Annotated in this window: 12 protein-coding genes; 7 read left to right on the forward strand and 5 right to left on the reverse strand. The window is 60.9% G+C overall.

The genetic code is table 11. The features are described from left to right. The first annotated feature begins 163 nt into the window (after window positions 1–163). Window positions 164–2,038, forward strand: coding sequence for a SurA N-terminal domain-containing protein (locus tag AOA61_RS01495; RefSeq protein WP_099600966.1), 1,875 nt, complete (start codon window positions 164–166; stop codon window positions 2,036–2,038). A 99-nt stretch (window positions 2,039–2,137) separates the two neighbouring features. Beyond that, the gene (locus AOA61_RS01500) at window positions 2,138–2,662 is read left to right on the forward strand and encodes a GNAT family N-acetyltransferase (protein ID WP_099600967.1); all 525 of its coding nucleotides are present in this window, start codon (window positions 2,138–2,140) and stop codon (window positions 2,660–2,662) included. On the opposite strand, the gene AOA61_RS01505 is transcribed toward AOA61_RS01500, so the two are convergent. Further along, window positions 2,609–3,814 carry an MFS transporter gene (locus AOA61_RS01505; protein WP_099600968.1) on the reverse strand — a complete coding sequence of 402 codons (1,206 nt, stop codon included), beginning with the start codon at window positions 3,812–3,814 and terminating at the stop codon, window positions 2,609–2,611. The genes AOA61_RS01500 and AOA61_RS01505 overlap by 54 nt on opposite strands. A gap of 119 nt (window positions 3,815–3,933) precedes the next feature. Here AOA61_RS01505 and AOA61_RS01510 point away from each other — a divergent pair, with 119 nt between their 5' ends. Then, window positions 3,934–4,830, forward strand: coding sequence for a LysR family transcriptional regulator (locus AOA61_RS01510; RefSeq protein ID WP_099600969.1), 897 nt, complete (start codon window positions 3,934–3,936; stop codon window positions 4,828–4,830). An 89-nt stretch (window positions 4,831–4,919) separates the two neighbouring features. Continuing rightward, on the forward strand, window positions 4,920–5,702 hold the full coding sequence (locus tag AOA61_RS01515) for a DUF2242 domain-containing protein (protein ID WP_095184387.1): 783 nt from the start codon (window positions 4,920–4,922) through the stop codon (window positions 5,700–5,702). A 1-nt stretch (window position 5,703) separates the two neighbouring features. Here AOA61_RS01515 and aceE read toward each other — a convergent pair whose 3' ends face one another. Then, window positions 5,704–8,364, reverse strand: a complete 2,661-nt coding sequence (gene aceE / locus AOA61_RS01520; RefSeq protein ID WP_099600970.1) for a pyruvate dehydrogenase (acetyl-transferring), homodimeric type — start codon at window positions 8,362–8,364, stop codon at window positions 5,704–5,706. A 145-nt stretch (window positions 8,365–8,509) separates the two neighbouring features. Here aceE and AOA61_RS01525 point away from each other — a divergent pair, with 145 nt between their 5' ends. Continuing rightward, a complete protein-coding gene (locus tag AOA61_RS01525; RefSeq protein WP_095184389.1) occupies window positions 8,510–8,986 on the forward strand; it encodes a MarR family winged helix-turn-helix transcriptional regulator in 477 nt (158 codons plus the stop codon). Between the two features lie 341 nt (window positions 8,987–9,327). Here the strand turns inward: AOA61_RS01525 and AOA61_RS01530 are convergent, their stop codons facing one another. Then, window positions 9,328–10,362 carry an AraC family transcriptional regulator gene (locus AOA61_RS01530; RefSeq protein ID WP_032889894.1) on the reverse strand — a complete coding sequence of 345 codons (1,035 nt, stop codon included), beginning with the start codon at window positions 10,360–10,362 and terminating at the stop codon, window positions 9,328–9,330. A 4-nt stretch (window positions 10,363–10,366) separates the two neighbouring features. Further along, the gene (locus AOA61_RS01535; RefSeq protein WP_032889892.1) at window positions 10,367–11,497 is read right to left on the reverse strand and encodes a carbon-nitrogen hydrolase family protein; all 1,131 of its coding nucleotides are present in this window, start codon (window positions 11,495–11,497) and stop codon (window positions 10,367–10,369) included. 212 nt (window positions 11,498–11,709) lie between these two features. Between AOA61_RS01535 and AOA61_RS01540 the strand changes: the two genes are divergently transcribed. Together AOA61_RS01540 and AOA61_RS01545 are read left to right on the forward strand one after the other, a co-directional pair. Further along, window positions 11,710–13,749 (forward strand): NADPH-dependent 2,4-dienoyl-CoA reductase, encoded by a 2,040-nt coding sequence (locus AOA61_RS01540; protein ID WP_099600971.1) that lies wholly within the window; start codon window positions 11,710–11,712, stop codon window positions 13,747–13,749. 57 nt (window positions 13,750–13,806) lie between these two features. Next, on the forward strand, window positions 13,807–14,697 hold the full coding sequence (locus tag AOA61_RS01545) for a 1-aminocyclopropane-1-carboxylate deaminase/D-cysteine desulfhydrase (RefSeq protein WP_099600972.1): 891 nt from the start codon (window positions 13,807–13,809) through the stop codon (window positions 14,695–14,697). Here the strand turns inward: AOA61_RS01545 and AOA61_RS01550 are convergent. Next, window positions 14,687–15,244: a cytochrome b gene (locus tag AOA61_RS01550; RefSeq protein WP_032889883.1), complete on the reverse strand. Its 558-nt coding sequence runs from the start codon at window positions 15,242–15,244 to the stop codon at window positions 14,687–14,689. The two genes, AOA61_RS01545 and AOA61_RS01550, sit on opposite strands and share 11 nt — an antisense overlap. Window positions 15,245–15,300: the final 56 nt, after the last annotated feature.

The raw sequence follows: 15,300 nt of genomic DNA on the forward strand, positions 1-15,300 counted from the left end.
CCACGTATCCATTGGGTCGCCACGCCGGGGGTGCAAGTTCAACCCCCCGTCCGCTCCGCCAGTTACGAGAAGGCGCATCCTCGGATGCGCCTTTCTTCTATCCGGATTCTACCCACGCTCCACGGTTGCCAATTTTTGAAGTTCAACCGTTTCTGGGGGACGCATGCTGCAAAATATCAGGGACAATTCACAAGGCTGGATTGCCAAGACCATTATCGGGATCATCGTCGCATTGATGGCGTTCACCGGTATCGAAGCCATTTTCCAGGCTTCGGGTACTAACAAGCAGGACGTGGCCAAGGTCAACGGTGAAGAAATCACCCAGACCGAGCTGAGCCAGGCCGTCGACATGCAACGTCGACAGCTGATGCAACAGTTGGGCAAGGATTTCGACGCTTCGCTCCTCGACGAAAAACTGCTGCGCGAGGCGGCTCTCAAAGGCCTGATCGACCGCAAGCTGCTGCTGCAAGGTGCTGCCGATTCCAAGTTCGGGTTCTCTGAAGCTGCATTGGACCAGGTGATCCTGCAAACGCCGGAATTCCAGGTTGACGGCAAGTTCAACGCCGAACGCTTTGATCAGGTGATCCGTCAGTTGGGCTACAGCCGTCTGCAGTTCCGTCAGATGATGACCCAGGAAATGCTGATCGGTCAGGTTCGCGCAGGCATTGCCGGTAGCGGCTTTGTCACCGATGCCGAAGTGCTCGCATTTGCCCGTCTGGAAAAACAGACTCGCGATTTCGCCACCGTCAACATCAAGGCCAACCCTGCGGCGGTGAAGCTCACCGACGAAGAGGTCAAGGCTTACTACGACCAGCACGCCAAAGAGTTCATGACCCCGGACCAGGTGGTCATCGACTATCTGGAATTGAAGAAGTCTTCTTTCTTCGACCAGGTCAACGTCAAGGACGAAGAGCTGCAGGCGGCCTATCAGAAAGAAACCGCCAACCTCGCTGAACAGCGTCGCGCGGCGCACATCCTGATTGAAGTCAACGACAAGGTTTCCGACGCGCAAGCCAAGGCTAAGATCGAAGAAATCCAGGCACGCCTGGCCAAAGGTGAGAAGTTCGAAGCCCTGGCCAAGGAGTTTTCCCAGGATCCTGGCTCTGCCAACAACGGCGGTGACCTCGGCTTCGCTGGCCCTGGCGTCTACGATCCGGACTTCGAAACGGCCCTGTATGCGTTGAAACAGGACCAGGTCTCGACGCCGGTGCGCAGCACCTTCGGTTGGCACTTGATCAAGTTGTTGGGCGTTGAAGCACCGCAAGTGCCGACGTTCGCCAGCCTGAAAGACAAACTGACCCGTGAGCTCAAGGCCCAGCAGGTAGAGCAGCGTTTTGTCGAAGCGACCAAGCAATTGGAAGATGCGGCATTCGAAGCTTCTGATTTGGCTCAGCCTGCCTCTGACCTGAAGCTGACCGTGCACACCTCCGCACCGTTTGGCCGTGAAGGTGGTGACGGTGTCGCGGCCAACCGTGCCGTGGTCACCGCTGCGTTCAGCCCGGAAGTGCTGGATGAAGGTGCCAACAGCACCGCCATTGAGCTGGACCCGGAAACCATCATCGTGCTGCGTGCCAAAGAGCACCGCAAACCTGCGCAACTGCCGCTGGAAAGCGTTGCTGCGGCAATCCGCACGCAGATGGCCAAGGAGCGCGCCAGCGCGGCTGCCAAGACTCACGCTGACGAGCTGATCGCCAACCTGCGTGATGGCAAGACACCGCTGAACCAGCCGGTCGATGGTCAGGCGTGGAAAGTCACTGAAGCGGCTACCCGTAGCCAGGAAGCGATCGACCCAGCCGTATTGCAAGCCCTGTTCCGCATGCCTAAGCCTGCGGTCAAGGACAAGCCGACCTTCACCACCGTGACCCTGGCTGACGGTAGCCTGGCGATCGTGCGCTTGAACGGCGTGAATGAAGCTGCAGCCCCATCGGAAGAAGAAAAGGCCCAATACCGCCGCTTCCTCGCTTCCCGTGTCGGCCAGCAGGACTTCGCAGCGTACCGCAAGCAGTTGGAAACCAAGGCTGATATCAAGAAGTACTGATGTTGGTTTGAACAAGAAGCCCCCGGCCTGAAAAGACCGGGGGCTTTTTTATGTGCGCTAGACTGGGTGCTCGGTATCGTCGACCCAGGAGTTCCAAGCATGTTGATTCAAGGAATGGACGGCTTGCTGATTCGCCGCGCCCGTGTGGCGGATGTTTCTGCCGTGCTGCAGGTGTTCGACGAGGTGGTCGCCTGGTTCGTTGGCATAGGCAATACCCATCAGTGGGGCACCGAGCCCTGGTCGGCGTCGCCCCGGCGGGTCGCGCAAGTGGCTGAAGCCTGCGCGTTGCCAGGGGCGTGGGTGGTAGAGGACCCCGCAGGGCGTATCCGTGGAGCGCTGGTTTTGGGCGATCCCATGCCTTATGTACCGTCGGCGACTGAGCCCGAGGTGTATGTGCGCCTGTTGATTGCCGCGCGTGACCCGCGTGTTCGCGGCCTTGGGCGGCGCATGATGGCCTTTGCCGATGACCAGGCCCGGGCAGTAGGCGTCACGCGTTTGCGTGTGGACTGCTACGGCGGCGGGACAGGGGATCTGGTGCGTTTTTATGAGTCCTGTGGCTACGAGCGCATTTCAACATTCGACTTGGCGGGCTGGCCGGGCCAACTGTTGGGGCGCCGTCTGTGATGCGCCGGCCCAGGCCAGTAGCATCAGTAGCATAACGGCCCATGGAAAGCCCGCGACGCCCCAGCCCTGAAGCAACACGCCACCCGCCAGCCCGCCACCGGCTATCCCCAGGTTCCACACGGTCACCAGCATTGATTGTGCGGTATCCGCCGACTCGCCCGCCGATTGGGCCAGTGCGGTTTGCAACAGCGCCGGCAGGCCGCCGAACGCCAGGCCCCATAACGCCACGGCGGTATAGATGACTGCCGGCACATTGATCCAGAACGCCAGCGCCAGGGCGATCAGGCCAAACAGCGCACAACTGATTAATAGTAAGGCGCGCAGCCACCGGTCAATCAACACACCTGCCAACCAGATGCTAAGCACCGCCGAGAGGCCAAACATCAGCAGCACTCGGTCAACATCCGCATCGATCCCGGCGGGCACCAGCAACGGGGCGATGTAGGTGTAGAGAATGTTGTGGGCCAGCACGTAGGTAAACGTTACCCACAGCACCGGACGAATTCCTGGCAGGTTCAGCACCTGGCGCAGCCCCAAGCGTTTATCCGCCCGTTCGCCAGCAAAATCCGGCAGTTGCCAGCGTGCCCAAGCCAGTAACACCAAGGTCAGCCCGGTCATGATTGCAAAACTCAGGCGCCAGCCAACGGTGGTGCCGAGGAAGGTGCCCGCAGGCACACCCAGTGACAGCGCCAGCGGTGCACCCAGCATGGCCACGGCAATGGCGCGACCTTGCAGGTGTGGCGACACCATTCGGCTCGCATAACCCGCTAGCAACGCCCAAAGCAGCCCGGCGAAGACCCCGGCAAAAAAGCGCGCCACGAGGGTCAGCCCGTAGTGGCTGGACAGCGCGGTTATGCTGTTGACCAAGGCAAAGCCGCCGATGGCCATCAGCAGTAACGGTCGTCTGCGCAAGCCGCGGGTCAGCAGCGTCAGGGGGATGGCCGCCAGCAACGAGCCAAGGGCATAGACCGTGACCAGTTGACCGACCAGGGCGGGCGACACGCCTAGGCCTTCGCCTATCTGGGGTAGTAATCCGGCGGGCATGGCTTCGGTGAGGATGGTGATAAAGCCAGCGCTGGCCAGGGCCAGTAGACCGCCCAGCGGTAATGAATCCCGCTGGGCTGATGCGGTGAGTGAAGGGCTGCTGCTCATGACGTTTTATCCAGGTAAAAGGGCAAGCAGGCAGAGTAGGGGGCTGTGGTTGACGGAAAAACAGGCTAAAGTTCCGAACTTATCGGACGCAAGTGTCCGCAATTGCTGAAGGCGGGATCATGGACAGCTTGGGCAGCCTTTCGGTGTTCGTGCAGGTGGCGCAGACGCTCAGCTTCACCGCCGCCGGCCGTGTGCTGGGGGTGTCGTCGTCGGCTGTAGGCAAAAGCATTGCGCGGATGGAAGAGCGCCTGGGCGTGCGGCTGTTTCACCGCAGCACGCGCAGTATCACCTTGACCAGTGAAGGCTCGCTGTTCCTTGAACGGTCGCGGCGGATTCTCGCTGAGGTGGAAGCAGCCGAGCAGGAACTGACAGACGCCGGTGCAACCCCACGGGGCAAGCTGCGCATCAGTGTGCCGCAGGTGCGGGGCTTGTTGATGCCAGTATTCAGTGACTTTATGCGCGTCTATCCGGATATCGAGTTGGATGTGGATTTCTCTGACCGTATGGTGGACGTGATCGAGGAAGGTTTCGATGCGGTGATTCGCACGGGCAAGCCGGAAGATTCGCGGTTGATAGCGCGCCACCTGGGTCACTACCAGTTGGTGCTCGTCGCCACACCGGGATACTTCGCCCAACACGGCACCCCGCAGCAACCGCAGGACCTGAATGGCCACGCCTGCCTGCGCCACAAGTTCTGCGCCACGGGCAAGCTCGAGCCCTGGCCGTTGCGTCTTGCCCCGGGTGCTGCGGAACCGCTGTTACGTACGCCGTTGGTCAGTACCACCATTGAGTCTCTGAACCACGTGGTGCTCGAGGGTTTGGGCATTGCCTGCCTGCCGGACTACATGGTCAACCAGGCCGTGGGCGAGGGGCGCTTGCAACGGGTGTTGGATGATTACTTGGAACACCGGGGCAGTTTCTGGATGTTGTGGCCCGGTCGCCATACTTCGACCAAGGTACGCGTGTTTATTGACCATATGTGCGCCGGGCTTTTCCCTGCAGGCCCCGGTGCGTAACCCTGTGACGTTTTACCGACAGGAATGCGCGCGCCAAGGCCTCGTTCTGTTGCACAATACCGCCCAGACCGTTTTCCTCAGGATCTTCAATGTCGACATCATTCCACTTGCGTAGCCTCGGGCTGGCGCTGGTGCTGGCGGGCGCCGCGGGCTGCTCGTCACCCAAGACCGCTATTTATGAACATGAGAACTTCGACGACTCCGGTACGTTTTCCCGGGATTACCCCGTTAGCGATGTAGCAGCGTGCGAGGCCGCGCGGCGTGCCTTGCTGAGCCAGGGCTACATCATCACCAGCAGCGACCCGAAACTGGTCGTGGGTAACAAGAGTTTCCAGCAGACCGGCGAAACTCACCTGCAGATCAGCTTCAACGTGGTGTGTGCCGATGACGGCAAAGGTAAAAAGCACTCGACGATGTTTGCCAACGCCCTTCAGGATCGCTATGCGCTGAAGAAGGTCAACAACTCCGCTAGCCTGGGTGTAGGCGTGCTGGGGTCGGTGTCGATGCCGATTGGCTCCACCGATGACTCGATGGTGAAGGTGGCGAGTGAAACGGTGTCCGCGCCGAAGTTCTACGATCGCTACTTTGCGTTGGTGGACGTCTTCCTGCCCCAGGAAGTGAAGAAGGCTGAGCATATCCCCGAGCAGCCAAAGGCGGACCTCGGTGTGCCGGAGCCGAAGGCCGCACCCGCTGCGGAGAAAGTCGAGGCGCCGAAGGAAGAGCCTGCCGTACCAGCTGCTGCGGAGCCGGTTGTGCCTGCGCCTGAAGCCGCACCGATTGCCCCGCAGGCCGAGCCCGCCCCCGCCACGACCACGCCGGACCTGCCTGCGCCGACAGAAGCGATTCCGCCCCTGCCAACGCCTGCGCAGTAGTTCAGACCGCTACGGGATTCACCTTGTCGACGTTGATCCCGTAGCGTTTGATCGCTTCACTGACCTTGTCGCGACCGATCATGCCGTCATCCGCCAGCGCCTTCAGGGCGGCCAGGGCGATGAAGTGGCGATCCACCTCAAAGAACTCACGCAAGGCTTCCCGGGTGTCTGATTGCCCGAAGCCATCAGTGCCCAGCGCGACAAAGCGACGGCCCGGCACGAACGGACGAAGCTGATCGGCGAACAGTTTCACGTAGTCCGTCGCCACCACTACTGGCCCCGAGTGCCCGGCCAGGCATTGCTCTGCATAACTCGCGCGAGGCTCGCTTTCCGGGTGCAGCAGGTTCCAGCGTTCGACCGCATGCCCGTCACGGCGCAACTCGGTGAGGCTGGTCACGCTCCACACGTTGCCGTGCACACCGAAGTCGGTGGCCAGCAGTTCAGCGGCGGCGATCACTTCTCGCAGGATCGAACCACTGCCCATCAGTTGCACTTGCGCCTCAGGGTTGGCGCTGAGCCTGTACATACCTTTGAGAATGCCGCCTTCCACGCCTTCGGGCATCGCCGGGTGCGGATAGTTTTCGTTGAGCAGGGTGATGTAGTAGTAAATGTCCTCTTGCTCAACGTACATGCGCCGCATGCCCTCGCGAATAATCACCGCCAGTTCGTAGGCAAAGGTCGGGTCATAAGAGATGCAGCACGGAATCACCGACGAGAGGATATGGCTATGACCATCGTCATGCTGCAAGCCTTCGCCCATCAGCGTGGTACGCCCGGCCGTGGCGCCCAGCAAGAAACCACGCGCGCGCGCATCTCCCGCCGCCCAAGCCAAGTCGCCGACGCGCTGGAAACCGAACATCGAATAGAAGATATAGAACGGCACGGTCATCAGGCCGTGGTTGCTGTAGGACGTACTCGCCGCGATCCATGAGGAAATGGCGCCTGACTCATTCAGGCCTTCCTGCATGATCTGTCCGTCCTTGCTCTCCTTGTAGTAGCTCAGTTGCCCGGAGTCCTGTGGGGTGTAGAGTTGGCCGACGGCGGAGTGGATGCCGATCTGACGGAACAGGCTCTCCATGCCGAAGGTGCGTGATTCGTCCGGCACGATGGGCACGATCAGCTTGCCCAGGTGCGGGTCTTTCAGCAGGGTGCCGAGGATGCGCACGAAGGCCATGGTGGTGGAAATCGCGCGCTCGCCAGTGTCCTTGAGCTGAGTGGCGAAGGCGCTCAGTTCGGGGATCTGCAGCGATTCGACCGCAGTGTGGCGCGCGGGCACATAGCCGCCCAAGGCCTGGCGACGTGCGGCGAAGTAACGGGCTTCTTCGCTATCGGCTATGGGCTTGAGGTAAGGAATTTCAGCAAGTTGCTCATCGGGCACCTCCAGGCCGAAGCGGTCGCGGAAGGCCTTGACGGCGTCGGCACCCATCTTTTTCAGTTGGTGGTTAATGTTCTGGCCTTCGCCGGCTTCGCCCATACCAAAGCCCTTGACGGTTTTTGCCAGGATCACCGTCGGTTGGCCACTGTGACGCACGGCGGCGGCATAGGCGTTGTAGACCTTGTCCGGGTCATGGCCTCCCCGTGAGAGTTTCCAGATGTCGTCGTCGGACAGGTCCGCAACCAGTGCCAGCAACTCCGGGTATTTGCCGAAGAAGTGTTCGCGCACATAGGCGCCGTTCTGGGATTTGTAGTTCTGATAGTCACCGTCCACGCATTCCATCATGCGTTGGCGCAGCAGGCCGCTTGTGTCTTTTTCCAGCAGTGCATCCCAACCACCGCCCCAGATCACTTTGATCACATTCCAGCCGGCGGCGCGGTACAGGCTTTCGAATTCCTGGATCACCTTGGCGTTGCCGCGTACCGGGCCGTCCAGGCGTTGCAGGTTGCAGTTGACCACGAAGATCAGGTTGTCGAGTTTCTCGCGTCCGGCCAGGGAAATGGCGGCCAGGGATTCCGGCTGGTCCATTTCGCCATCACCCAGGAATGCCCAGACCTTACGGCCCTGGTGTTGCTTGAGGTCACGAAACTCCAGGTAGCGCATAAAACGCGCCTGATAGGCCGCCGTGATCGGCCCCAGTCCCATGGACACCGTAGGAAATTGCCAGAAGTCCGGCATTAGTCGTGGGTGGGGGTAGGACGAAATGCCCTCACCACCGGCTTCACGGCGGAAGTTATCCAGTTGTGCTTCGCTGATGCGGCCTTCGAGGTAGGCGCGGCCGTAAATGCCAGGCGAGGAATGCCCCTGGATGTACACCAGGTCGCCGTCGAAGCGGTCGGTGCGGCCACGGAAGAAGTGGTCGAAGCCGACGTCGTAAAGCACAGCGGCTGACGCATAAGTGGCGATATGCCCACCCACACCGGAGTGTTTGCCTGCACGCAATACCATGGCCATGGCGTTCCAGCGGATAAACGCATTGGTGCGGCGTTCGATGGCCAGGTTGCCGGGGTAGGGCAACTGGCGATCCACCGGGATCGTGTTGACGTAAGGCGTGGTCACCCGCCCATAGAAGTCGCCATGCTGCGCCACGTCGAAATCCAGCAACTGATCGATCAGGTAATGGGCGCGCGGGCGGCCTTCGGTGGACAGCACCGATTCGATGGACTCCAGCCACTCGCGGGTTTCCTGTGGATCGACGTCGCGTCTGACTTCGTTATTCGGGGTCATGTGAGGCTCCAGGGTCGGCGGATTTCAAGTGGCGGGCTCCTTGTGGGAGCGTCGTCAATGTTGTTGCAATTGCAACTACATGGCCGAATCTAGCGCGGGATGAGCTACTATTGCAACTTTCTTGAAATCCACCGGATGGTGTTGCATGTCGTCGAAAGAGCCCGATGTATGGTTCCGTTTTGTCAGGGCCCACAGGACGGTCATCCGTGAAATCGAGCGCCGCCTGGCGGCCGCCGACTTGCCCCCTTACGCCTGGTACGACGCACTGTGGGGTCTAGAAAGCGGCCCCGAAGGCACCCGCCGCATGCACGAGTTGGCCGATGTATTGGCCATTGAGCGCTATAACCTCACGCGGCTGGTAGACCGCCTGGAAAAGGAGGGCCTGGTGCTGCGTTCACGCTCCGACGGCGATGGCCGCGCGGCATTTGCGTCGATCACCGATACCGGCCGGGCGTTGCGTAAAAAAATGTGGAAGATCTACGAAAGTACGGTGGACGAGTTGTTCCTGTCGCAGATCGAACCGGAGCAGCGCCGGGCGTTTGCCGAGGCGTTGGAGCGTACCGCCGGGATGGCAGTGGAGGCGGGTGTTCAAACCCGTGGCCGACGCAAAGCTGAAACCTGATGCAGATCTCATGTGCGAGGGTGCAAGCCCCCTCCCACAATGGAATGCATTGCCGTCCATTTCAGTGCGTAGCTGATTGCAATCGCGCTTCAAAGCCCTGGCGCTAAATCCGCATAACGCTGCTACGTTTAATCTTGAAGTGCAGGAACGTCATGGCGCAGACATTTTTTCGTCATGACGGCACTTTAGGCTGGTGATGCAGGTCATTTATCTGCAGCCACTTTTAACGTCAAGAAGGAGTCCATGATGGACGATTACCAGGAAGAACTGCTGGAGTACCAGGCCTTTGAATTCGATCCGCTGGATCCGGCCGACGACGCCACCGAGCTGTAAGACCGACTTCAGGCGGAATGCCGCTGACTGCGGCGAAATTCCCCTGGGGTCTGGTTGTTCCATCGCTTGAATGCCCGTTGAAAGGCTTGGGCTGAGGCAAAGCCGAGCAAGTAGGCGATCTCGCCGAACGCCAGTTCCGTATCGCGAATGTAGGTCATGGCCAGGTCGCGGCGGGTATCGTTGAGAATCGCGCGGAATTGAGTGCCTTCTTCGGCCAGTTTACGGCGCAATGTCCAGGTCGGCAGCTTCAAGCGTGCCGCCACTTCTTCCAGGTCGGGTTCCCGGCCGCCGTTGAGCATCGGCCCGAGCAACCGGGTAATGCGCTCGCGCAAACTGCGGGTGCGGGTCAACTGCTCCAACTCCCTTTCACACAATTGCAGCAAGAGCTGCCAGGTACTTGGGCAATGCTGCGGGTTACGCATTGCCAGGGTGGATTGGCTCAGGCGCAACTGGTTGGCCTCGGCACCGAAGTGGACCTGGTTGGCGCCCAATAGGCTGTACTGCTCGCTGTACTCGGGGGCATCGAACTCGATGTCGATTCGTTGCGCCAGCAACGGTTGTTGAGCCAGGTTGGCGAGCTGATGCAACCAGCTGGAAATGATCGAGTCCACCACAAAACGGTTGTAGGCGTTGTAGGGGCTGATGGAATAGAAACGCAGCCAGGCGCCTTCGGCATCCTCATGAAAACTCGATTGCCCGCGATAGTTGGCACCATACAGCGGCTCAAAGCGCGTCAGGGTGCGAGCGGCTTCGCGTACGTTAGGCGCCTGTGCGGCGGTGACACCAGCCAGTCCCGCTTGGCTCAAGCGGCTGAGTTGCCCCATGCGCAAGCCCAGGCCGGGGTCGCCGGTCAGTTGAATGGCCGCATGGCCCAGGCGCATATAGCGCGGGATCGACAAGCGCGCGCCAGCTTCGGCGAGGCGCGCCGGGTCTAGGCCGTATTGCAGCAAGAGCGGTTGCGGGTCCAGGCCGTGGCTGTGGATCGCGTCGGCCAGGGTGTGCACGAAGCCCACCGACAAATCCCCGAGGCGCACCGGCTTCACCGCGTTACAGCCAGATATTCAGCAGGCGCGCGCCACGGGCGTCGCTGTCGGCGTTGATCTGCCCGTTGTGACTCAGGAAACTCTGCCCGGCAGTGCCCAAATCCCAGAACTGCCCGCGCAGAAATACGCTCATGCCGGCGCTGGCCTGGCTGATCGGTTGTTGGCTGATCAAGGTCAGGCGGCGCCACGCTTCGCCCTCACTGAGCTCTTCGGGCTTGAGGCTGATTTCCTGTGGAGTGGAGACGCTTTTAAAACCGCGCCATGGTCGATCCCAGGTCTCGCGGCCAAGCACAAAGGCCGGCACTGCAATCAGCTGCGCGCCCTGTTCGTTGAGCTTGCGGTAGTTGTCCGGGTACCAGCTGTCACTGCCCACTAGCACGCCAAGGCGGCCGGCCGGGGTGTCGACCACGCTGACGATATTTTCGTCTCCAGGCTCGATAAAACCGCGCTCATCGTAGATCGGGTAGAGCTGGCGTTGCAGATTGCCGACGGGCAAGCCGTCTGCCGCAAATACCACGCTGGCGTTAAACAGCGCGCCATGGCCGACCTGGAGTTGCCCTTGGCTCACACTTGGGTTGGGCAGGGCAATGGAGCCAGCGACCACCGTGACCCCGAATTCCTTGGCCAGGCCGCCGAACAGCACTTGATAGTCACGCGCCATGGCCGGGGCTTTCATGCGCAGGTAGGCGTCGTTGGTGCGGTCATCGCCCGTGGCGCTGATCCAGGCACGCAGGAATTGCAAGGGATTGCTCAGCGACAGCCAGTGCATCGCGTCCTTCACATGCAGCGCTTGGTACACCTCGTTTTTTTCGCCGGTGAGCATCAGCCAAGTGCCGATGTGTTCAGGCAGTACCACAATGGTCTTTTCGTTGATCAGGCCCTGGTCCCGTGCGTTTTGCAGGTACGCCGCAAGCTTCAGGTGCAGGCGTTCCAGGCTCTGGTAGTCGGCGGGGAATAACTCCGGCTGGATGCCCAGCAGGTTACCTCGATCGGCGGGTTGGCCTTCGTTGACGGCGAGGGTGCTGCGCAGGTCCGACAGGTAATGCGCCACGGGGCGCTCCTGGGTCCAGACCAGATACGCGGCGACGGCGGCAACCAGGGCCAGGGTGACGGTAAAAGCTAGAAGTTTACGCATGGGGGAACAGACAACAGACCAAGTGCAGGGTTCGCTGACTAGGGTAGGGCCCATGCGGCGGCTTGCCAAGGGGCGCTGTGCGTTTGGATCAATAAGTTGTGAGTTTCGGTCATTGAGCGGTAGGGGATCGCCTCTTAGTCTGTGGGACATAAACCGATGGCAGGCCATTCGAGCCTTCCACGTCCCGTGATGATCCGTTGTGGAGCTGTACCATGACCGCTGCTGCCTACCCGCACCTGCTGGCCCCGTTGGACCTGGGTTTTACGACCTTGCGCAACCGTACTCTGATGGGTTCGATGCACACCGGCCTTGAAGAAAAACCCGGTGGCTTCGAACGCATGGCGGCTTATTTTGCCGAGCGCGCCCGTGGCGGCGTGGGCCTGATGGTCACCGGTGGCATTGGCCCCAACGATGAAGGCGGGGTGTACGCCGGTGCGGCCAAGCTGACTACCGACGAGGAAGCGCAAAAGCACAAGATCGTGACCAAGGCCGTGCATGAAGCGGGCGGCAAGATCTGCATGCAGATCCTCCACGCCGGCCGTTATGCCTACAGCCCCAAGCAGGTCGCGCCAAGCGCCATCCAGGCGCCGATCAACCCGTTCAAGCCCAAGGAATTGGACGAAGAGGGCATCGAAAAGCAGATCCAGGATTTCGTCACCTGTTCGCTGCTGGCGCAGGTCGCCGAGTACGACGGCGTGGAAATCATGGGCTCCGAAGGTTATTTCATTAACCAGTTCCTTGCCGCCCACACCAACCACCGCACCGACCGTTGGGGCGGCAGCTACGAAAATCGCATGCGCCTTGCCGTGGAAATCGTGCGCCGGGTGCGCGAAGCGGTGGGGCCGAACTTCATCATCATCTTCCGCCTGTCGATGCTCGACCTCGTGGAAGGCGGCAGCACTTGGGAAGAAATCGTGCAGTTGGCCAAGGCCATCGAGCAGGCCGGTGCGACCATCATCAACACCGGCATCGGCTGGCACGAAGCGCGTATTCCGACCATCGCCACCAAGGTGCCACGCGGCGCGTTCAGCAAAGTCACTGCCAAGTTGCGCGGTGCGGTGCAGATCCCGCTGATCACCACCAACCGCATCAATACACCGGAAATTGCCGAGCAGATTCTCGCCGAAGGCGATGCGGACATGGTTTCGATGGCGCGACCGTTCCTCGCCGACCCGGAGTTCGTCAACAAGGCCGCCGCCGGGCGTGCCGATGAAATCAACACCTGCATCGGCTGCAACCAGGCCTGCCTGGACCACACCTTTGGCGGCAAGCTGACCACCTGTTTGGTCAATCCCCGTGCATGCTACGAGACCGAACTGAATTACCTGCCGGTCAAGCAGGTCAAAAAAATCGCTGTGGTCGGCGCCGGCCCTGCGGGTCTGGCCGCTGCCACCGTAGCCGCTGAACGCGGTCACCACGTGACGTTGTTCGACTCGGCCAGCGAGATCGGCGGCCAGTTCAACATCGCCAAGCGTGTGCCCGGCAAGGAAGAGTTCTTTGAAACCTTGCGCTACTTCAAGCGCAAGTTGCAAACCACCCACGTCGAGCTGTGCCTCAACACCCGAGTGGATGTCGCGCAGCTGGCGGCTGGCGGCTACGACGAGATCATCCTGGCCACCGGCATCGCGCCGCGCACGCCGGCGATTGCGGGCGTGGAAAATGCCAAGGTGCTGAGCTACCTGGACGTAATCCTTGAACGCAAGCCGGTGGGCAAGCGCGTCGCGGTGATTGGCGCTGGCGGTATTGGTTTCGACGTGTCGGAATTCCTCGTGCACCAGGGCGTGTCTACCAGCCTGGACCGTGAAGCATTCTGGAAAGAATGGGGCATCGACACCCAGTTGCAAGCCCGTGGCGGTGTGGCCGGCATCAAGCCTCAACCCCATCCACCGGCCCGTGAAGTGTTTCTGTTGCAGCGCAAGGCTTCAAAGGTCGGCGACGGTCTGGGCAAAACCACCGGCTGGATTCACCGTACCGGCTTGAAGAACAAGCAAGTACAGATGCTCAACAGCGTTGAGTACCTGAAAATCGACGATGATGGCCTGCATATCCGCATCGGCGCCGAGGGCGAGCCGCAGCTGTTGGCGGTGGACAATATCGTCATCTGTGCTGGCCAGGATCCGTTGCGTGAATTGCACGACGGCCTTGTCGCAGCGGGCCAGAACGTACACCTGATCGGCGGCGCCGATGTGGCGGCCGAGTTGGATGCCAAGCGCGCCATCAACCAAGGCTCGCGCCTCGCCGCGCAGCTGTAAGACGACGTAAGGGGCGGTGTTAGACTACCGCCCCTTTTTTTATTCAGATGCCGCCCGATGGGTCCTTTCGATTGGCTTCCCCATGCTCCGCTTGAACCGTTAGCACTGGATTGGCTCAACGGTGTCGAGTTGGCCGTGCTGCGCCTGGACCGCATCGACCCGCTGATCAGTGGCAACAAGTGGTTCAAGCTCACCGAGCATCTGGCCCAGGCGCAACGGGCGGGGGCCAGCGGCGTTATCAGCCTCGGCGGCGCCTATTCCAACCATCTGCACGCACTGGCGGCGGCGGGCAAGCGTTTTGGCTTTCCCACTGTCGGCCTGTTGCGCGGTCATGCGCAAGACACGGCTACCGTCCAGGATTTGAAAGCATTCGGCATGCAGCTGCATTGGCTCGGTTATGGCGGCTATCGTGCGCGCCATGAGCCGGGTTTCTGGGAACCTTGGCGCGCGCTTTATCCGCATCTGTATTCCGTGCCTGAAGGCGGCGGCGGATTGGCCGGCGCAGTGGGGTGTGGGGTGTTGGTCGAACAGGCCCGTGAACAACTGAGAAACCTGGGTTGGGCCGATTACGACGGCTGGTGGCTGGCAGCAGGCACCGGCACCACGCTGGCAGGTTTAGTCCTGGCAGAGGCGGGCGCCCATCCGGTGTTCGGCGCAATGGCCGTGCCGGACGATCATGGTGTGGCGCAAAACGTGAGTGCCTTGGTGCAAGGCGGCTATGCATTGCTGGATGCCAGCCGGGGTGGCTTCGCCAAGGTCGACCCGTTGTTGCTCGACTTTATTGAAACCACGGAGCAGGCCTGCGGCGTGCCGCTGGAACCGCTGTACACCGGTAAAGCCCTGCTGGCTTTGAAGCAGCAGATCGAGGCCGGGCACATCGCGCCCGGTACTCGCCTGATCTTTGTGCACACCGGCGGCCTGCAAGGCCGCCGAGGGCTTACAGCCTAGCGCGCTTACCCGGCATCATCCGCAACGCTGTGTTATCGCGCATCACATAATGATGAAAGATCCCCGCCAGGGCATGCAGGCCGATCAGCCAATACCCGATCTGGCCGAACAACACGTGCCAGCTTTCAATCTCTTTGGCCAGTGGCTTGTTCTCGCCAATTAACGGCGGCAACTCCATGCCATAGAACATCACCGAATGTCCCTCGGCACTGACGATCAGCCAACCAGCAATCGGCATACCGATCATCAAGGCGTACAGCGCGGCGTGCATCAGGGTGGCGAGCAGGCTTTGCCATTGCGGCGGGGCGGGGACGATCTTCGGCGCCACCCCCAGGCTGCGCGCGAACAGACGCAGCCATACCAATACAAACACGGTGAGGCCGAACATGAAGTGCATCTCGACGATCAAGGTGCGGGCGCCGCTGCCTTTGGGGAACTGGCCGCGTAACTCTATGCAGGCGTAGACCACCGCCAGCAGCACCACCATCAACCAGTGCAGCGCAATCGACATGGTGCTGTAGCGCGTATCGGAATTTTTCCACGGCATCGCTCGGTTCCTTATTCATCAGGGTAAACCTCCGCTCTTTGGCGACGGAGTCTTTT

Origin of the sequence: Pseudomonas sp. 2995-1 (assembly GCF_002742505.1) — a bacterium.
Classification (GTDB): Bacteria; Pseudomonadota; Gammaproteobacteria; order Pseudomonadales; family Pseudomonadaceae; genus Aquipseudomonas; species Aquipseudomonas sivasensis.

What these genes read in the sequence shown, in the direction of transcription:
- AOA61_RS01495 (WP_099600966.1), top strand. Translation starts at nt 164, where the DNA reads ATGCTGCAAAATATCAGGGACAATTCACAAGGCTGGATTGCCAAGACC.
- AOA61_RS01500 (WP_099600967.1), top strand. Translation starts at nt 2,138, where the DNA reads ATGTTGATTCAAGGAATGGACGGCTTGCTGATTCGCCGCGCCCGTGTG.
- AOA61_RS01505 (WP_099600968.1), bottom strand. Translation starts at nt 3,814, where the DNA reads ATGAGCAGCAGCCCTTCACTCACCGCATCAGCCCAGCGGGATTCATTA.
- AOA61_RS01510 (WP_099600969.1), top strand. Translation starts at nt 3,934, where the DNA reads ATGGACAGCTTGGGCAGCCTTTCGGTGTTCGTGCAGGTGGCGCAGACG.
- AOA61_RS01515 (WP_095184387.1), top strand. Translation starts at nt 4,920, where the DNA reads ATGTCGACATCATTCCACTTGCGTAGCCTCGGGCTGGCGCTGGTGCTG.
- aceE (WP_099600970.1), bottom strand. Translation starts at nt 8,364, where the DNA reads ATGACCCCGAATAACGAAGTCAGACGCGACGTCGATCCACAGGAAACC.
- AOA61_RS01525 (WP_095184389.1), top strand. Translation starts at nt 8,510, where the DNA reads ATGTCGTCGAAAGAGCCCGATGTATGGTTCCGTTTTGTCAGGGCCCAC.
- AOA61_RS01535 (WP_032889892.1), bottom strand. Translation starts at nt 11,497, where the DNA reads ATGCGTAAACTTCTAGCTTTTACCGTCACCCTGGCCCTGGTTGCCGCC.
- AOA61_RS01540 (WP_099600971.1), top strand. Translation starts at nt 11,710, where the DNA reads ATGACCGCTGCTGCCTACCCGCACCTGCTGGCCCCGTTGGACCTGGGT.
- AOA61_RS01545 (WP_099600972.1), top strand. Translation starts at nt 13,807, where the DNA reads ATGGGTCCTTTCGATTGGCTTCCCCATGCTCCGCTTGAACCGTTAGCA.
- AOA61_RS01550 (WP_032889883.1), bottom strand. Translation starts at nt 15,244, where the DNA reads ATGCCGTGGAAAAATTCCGATACGCGCTACAGCACCATGTCGATTGCG.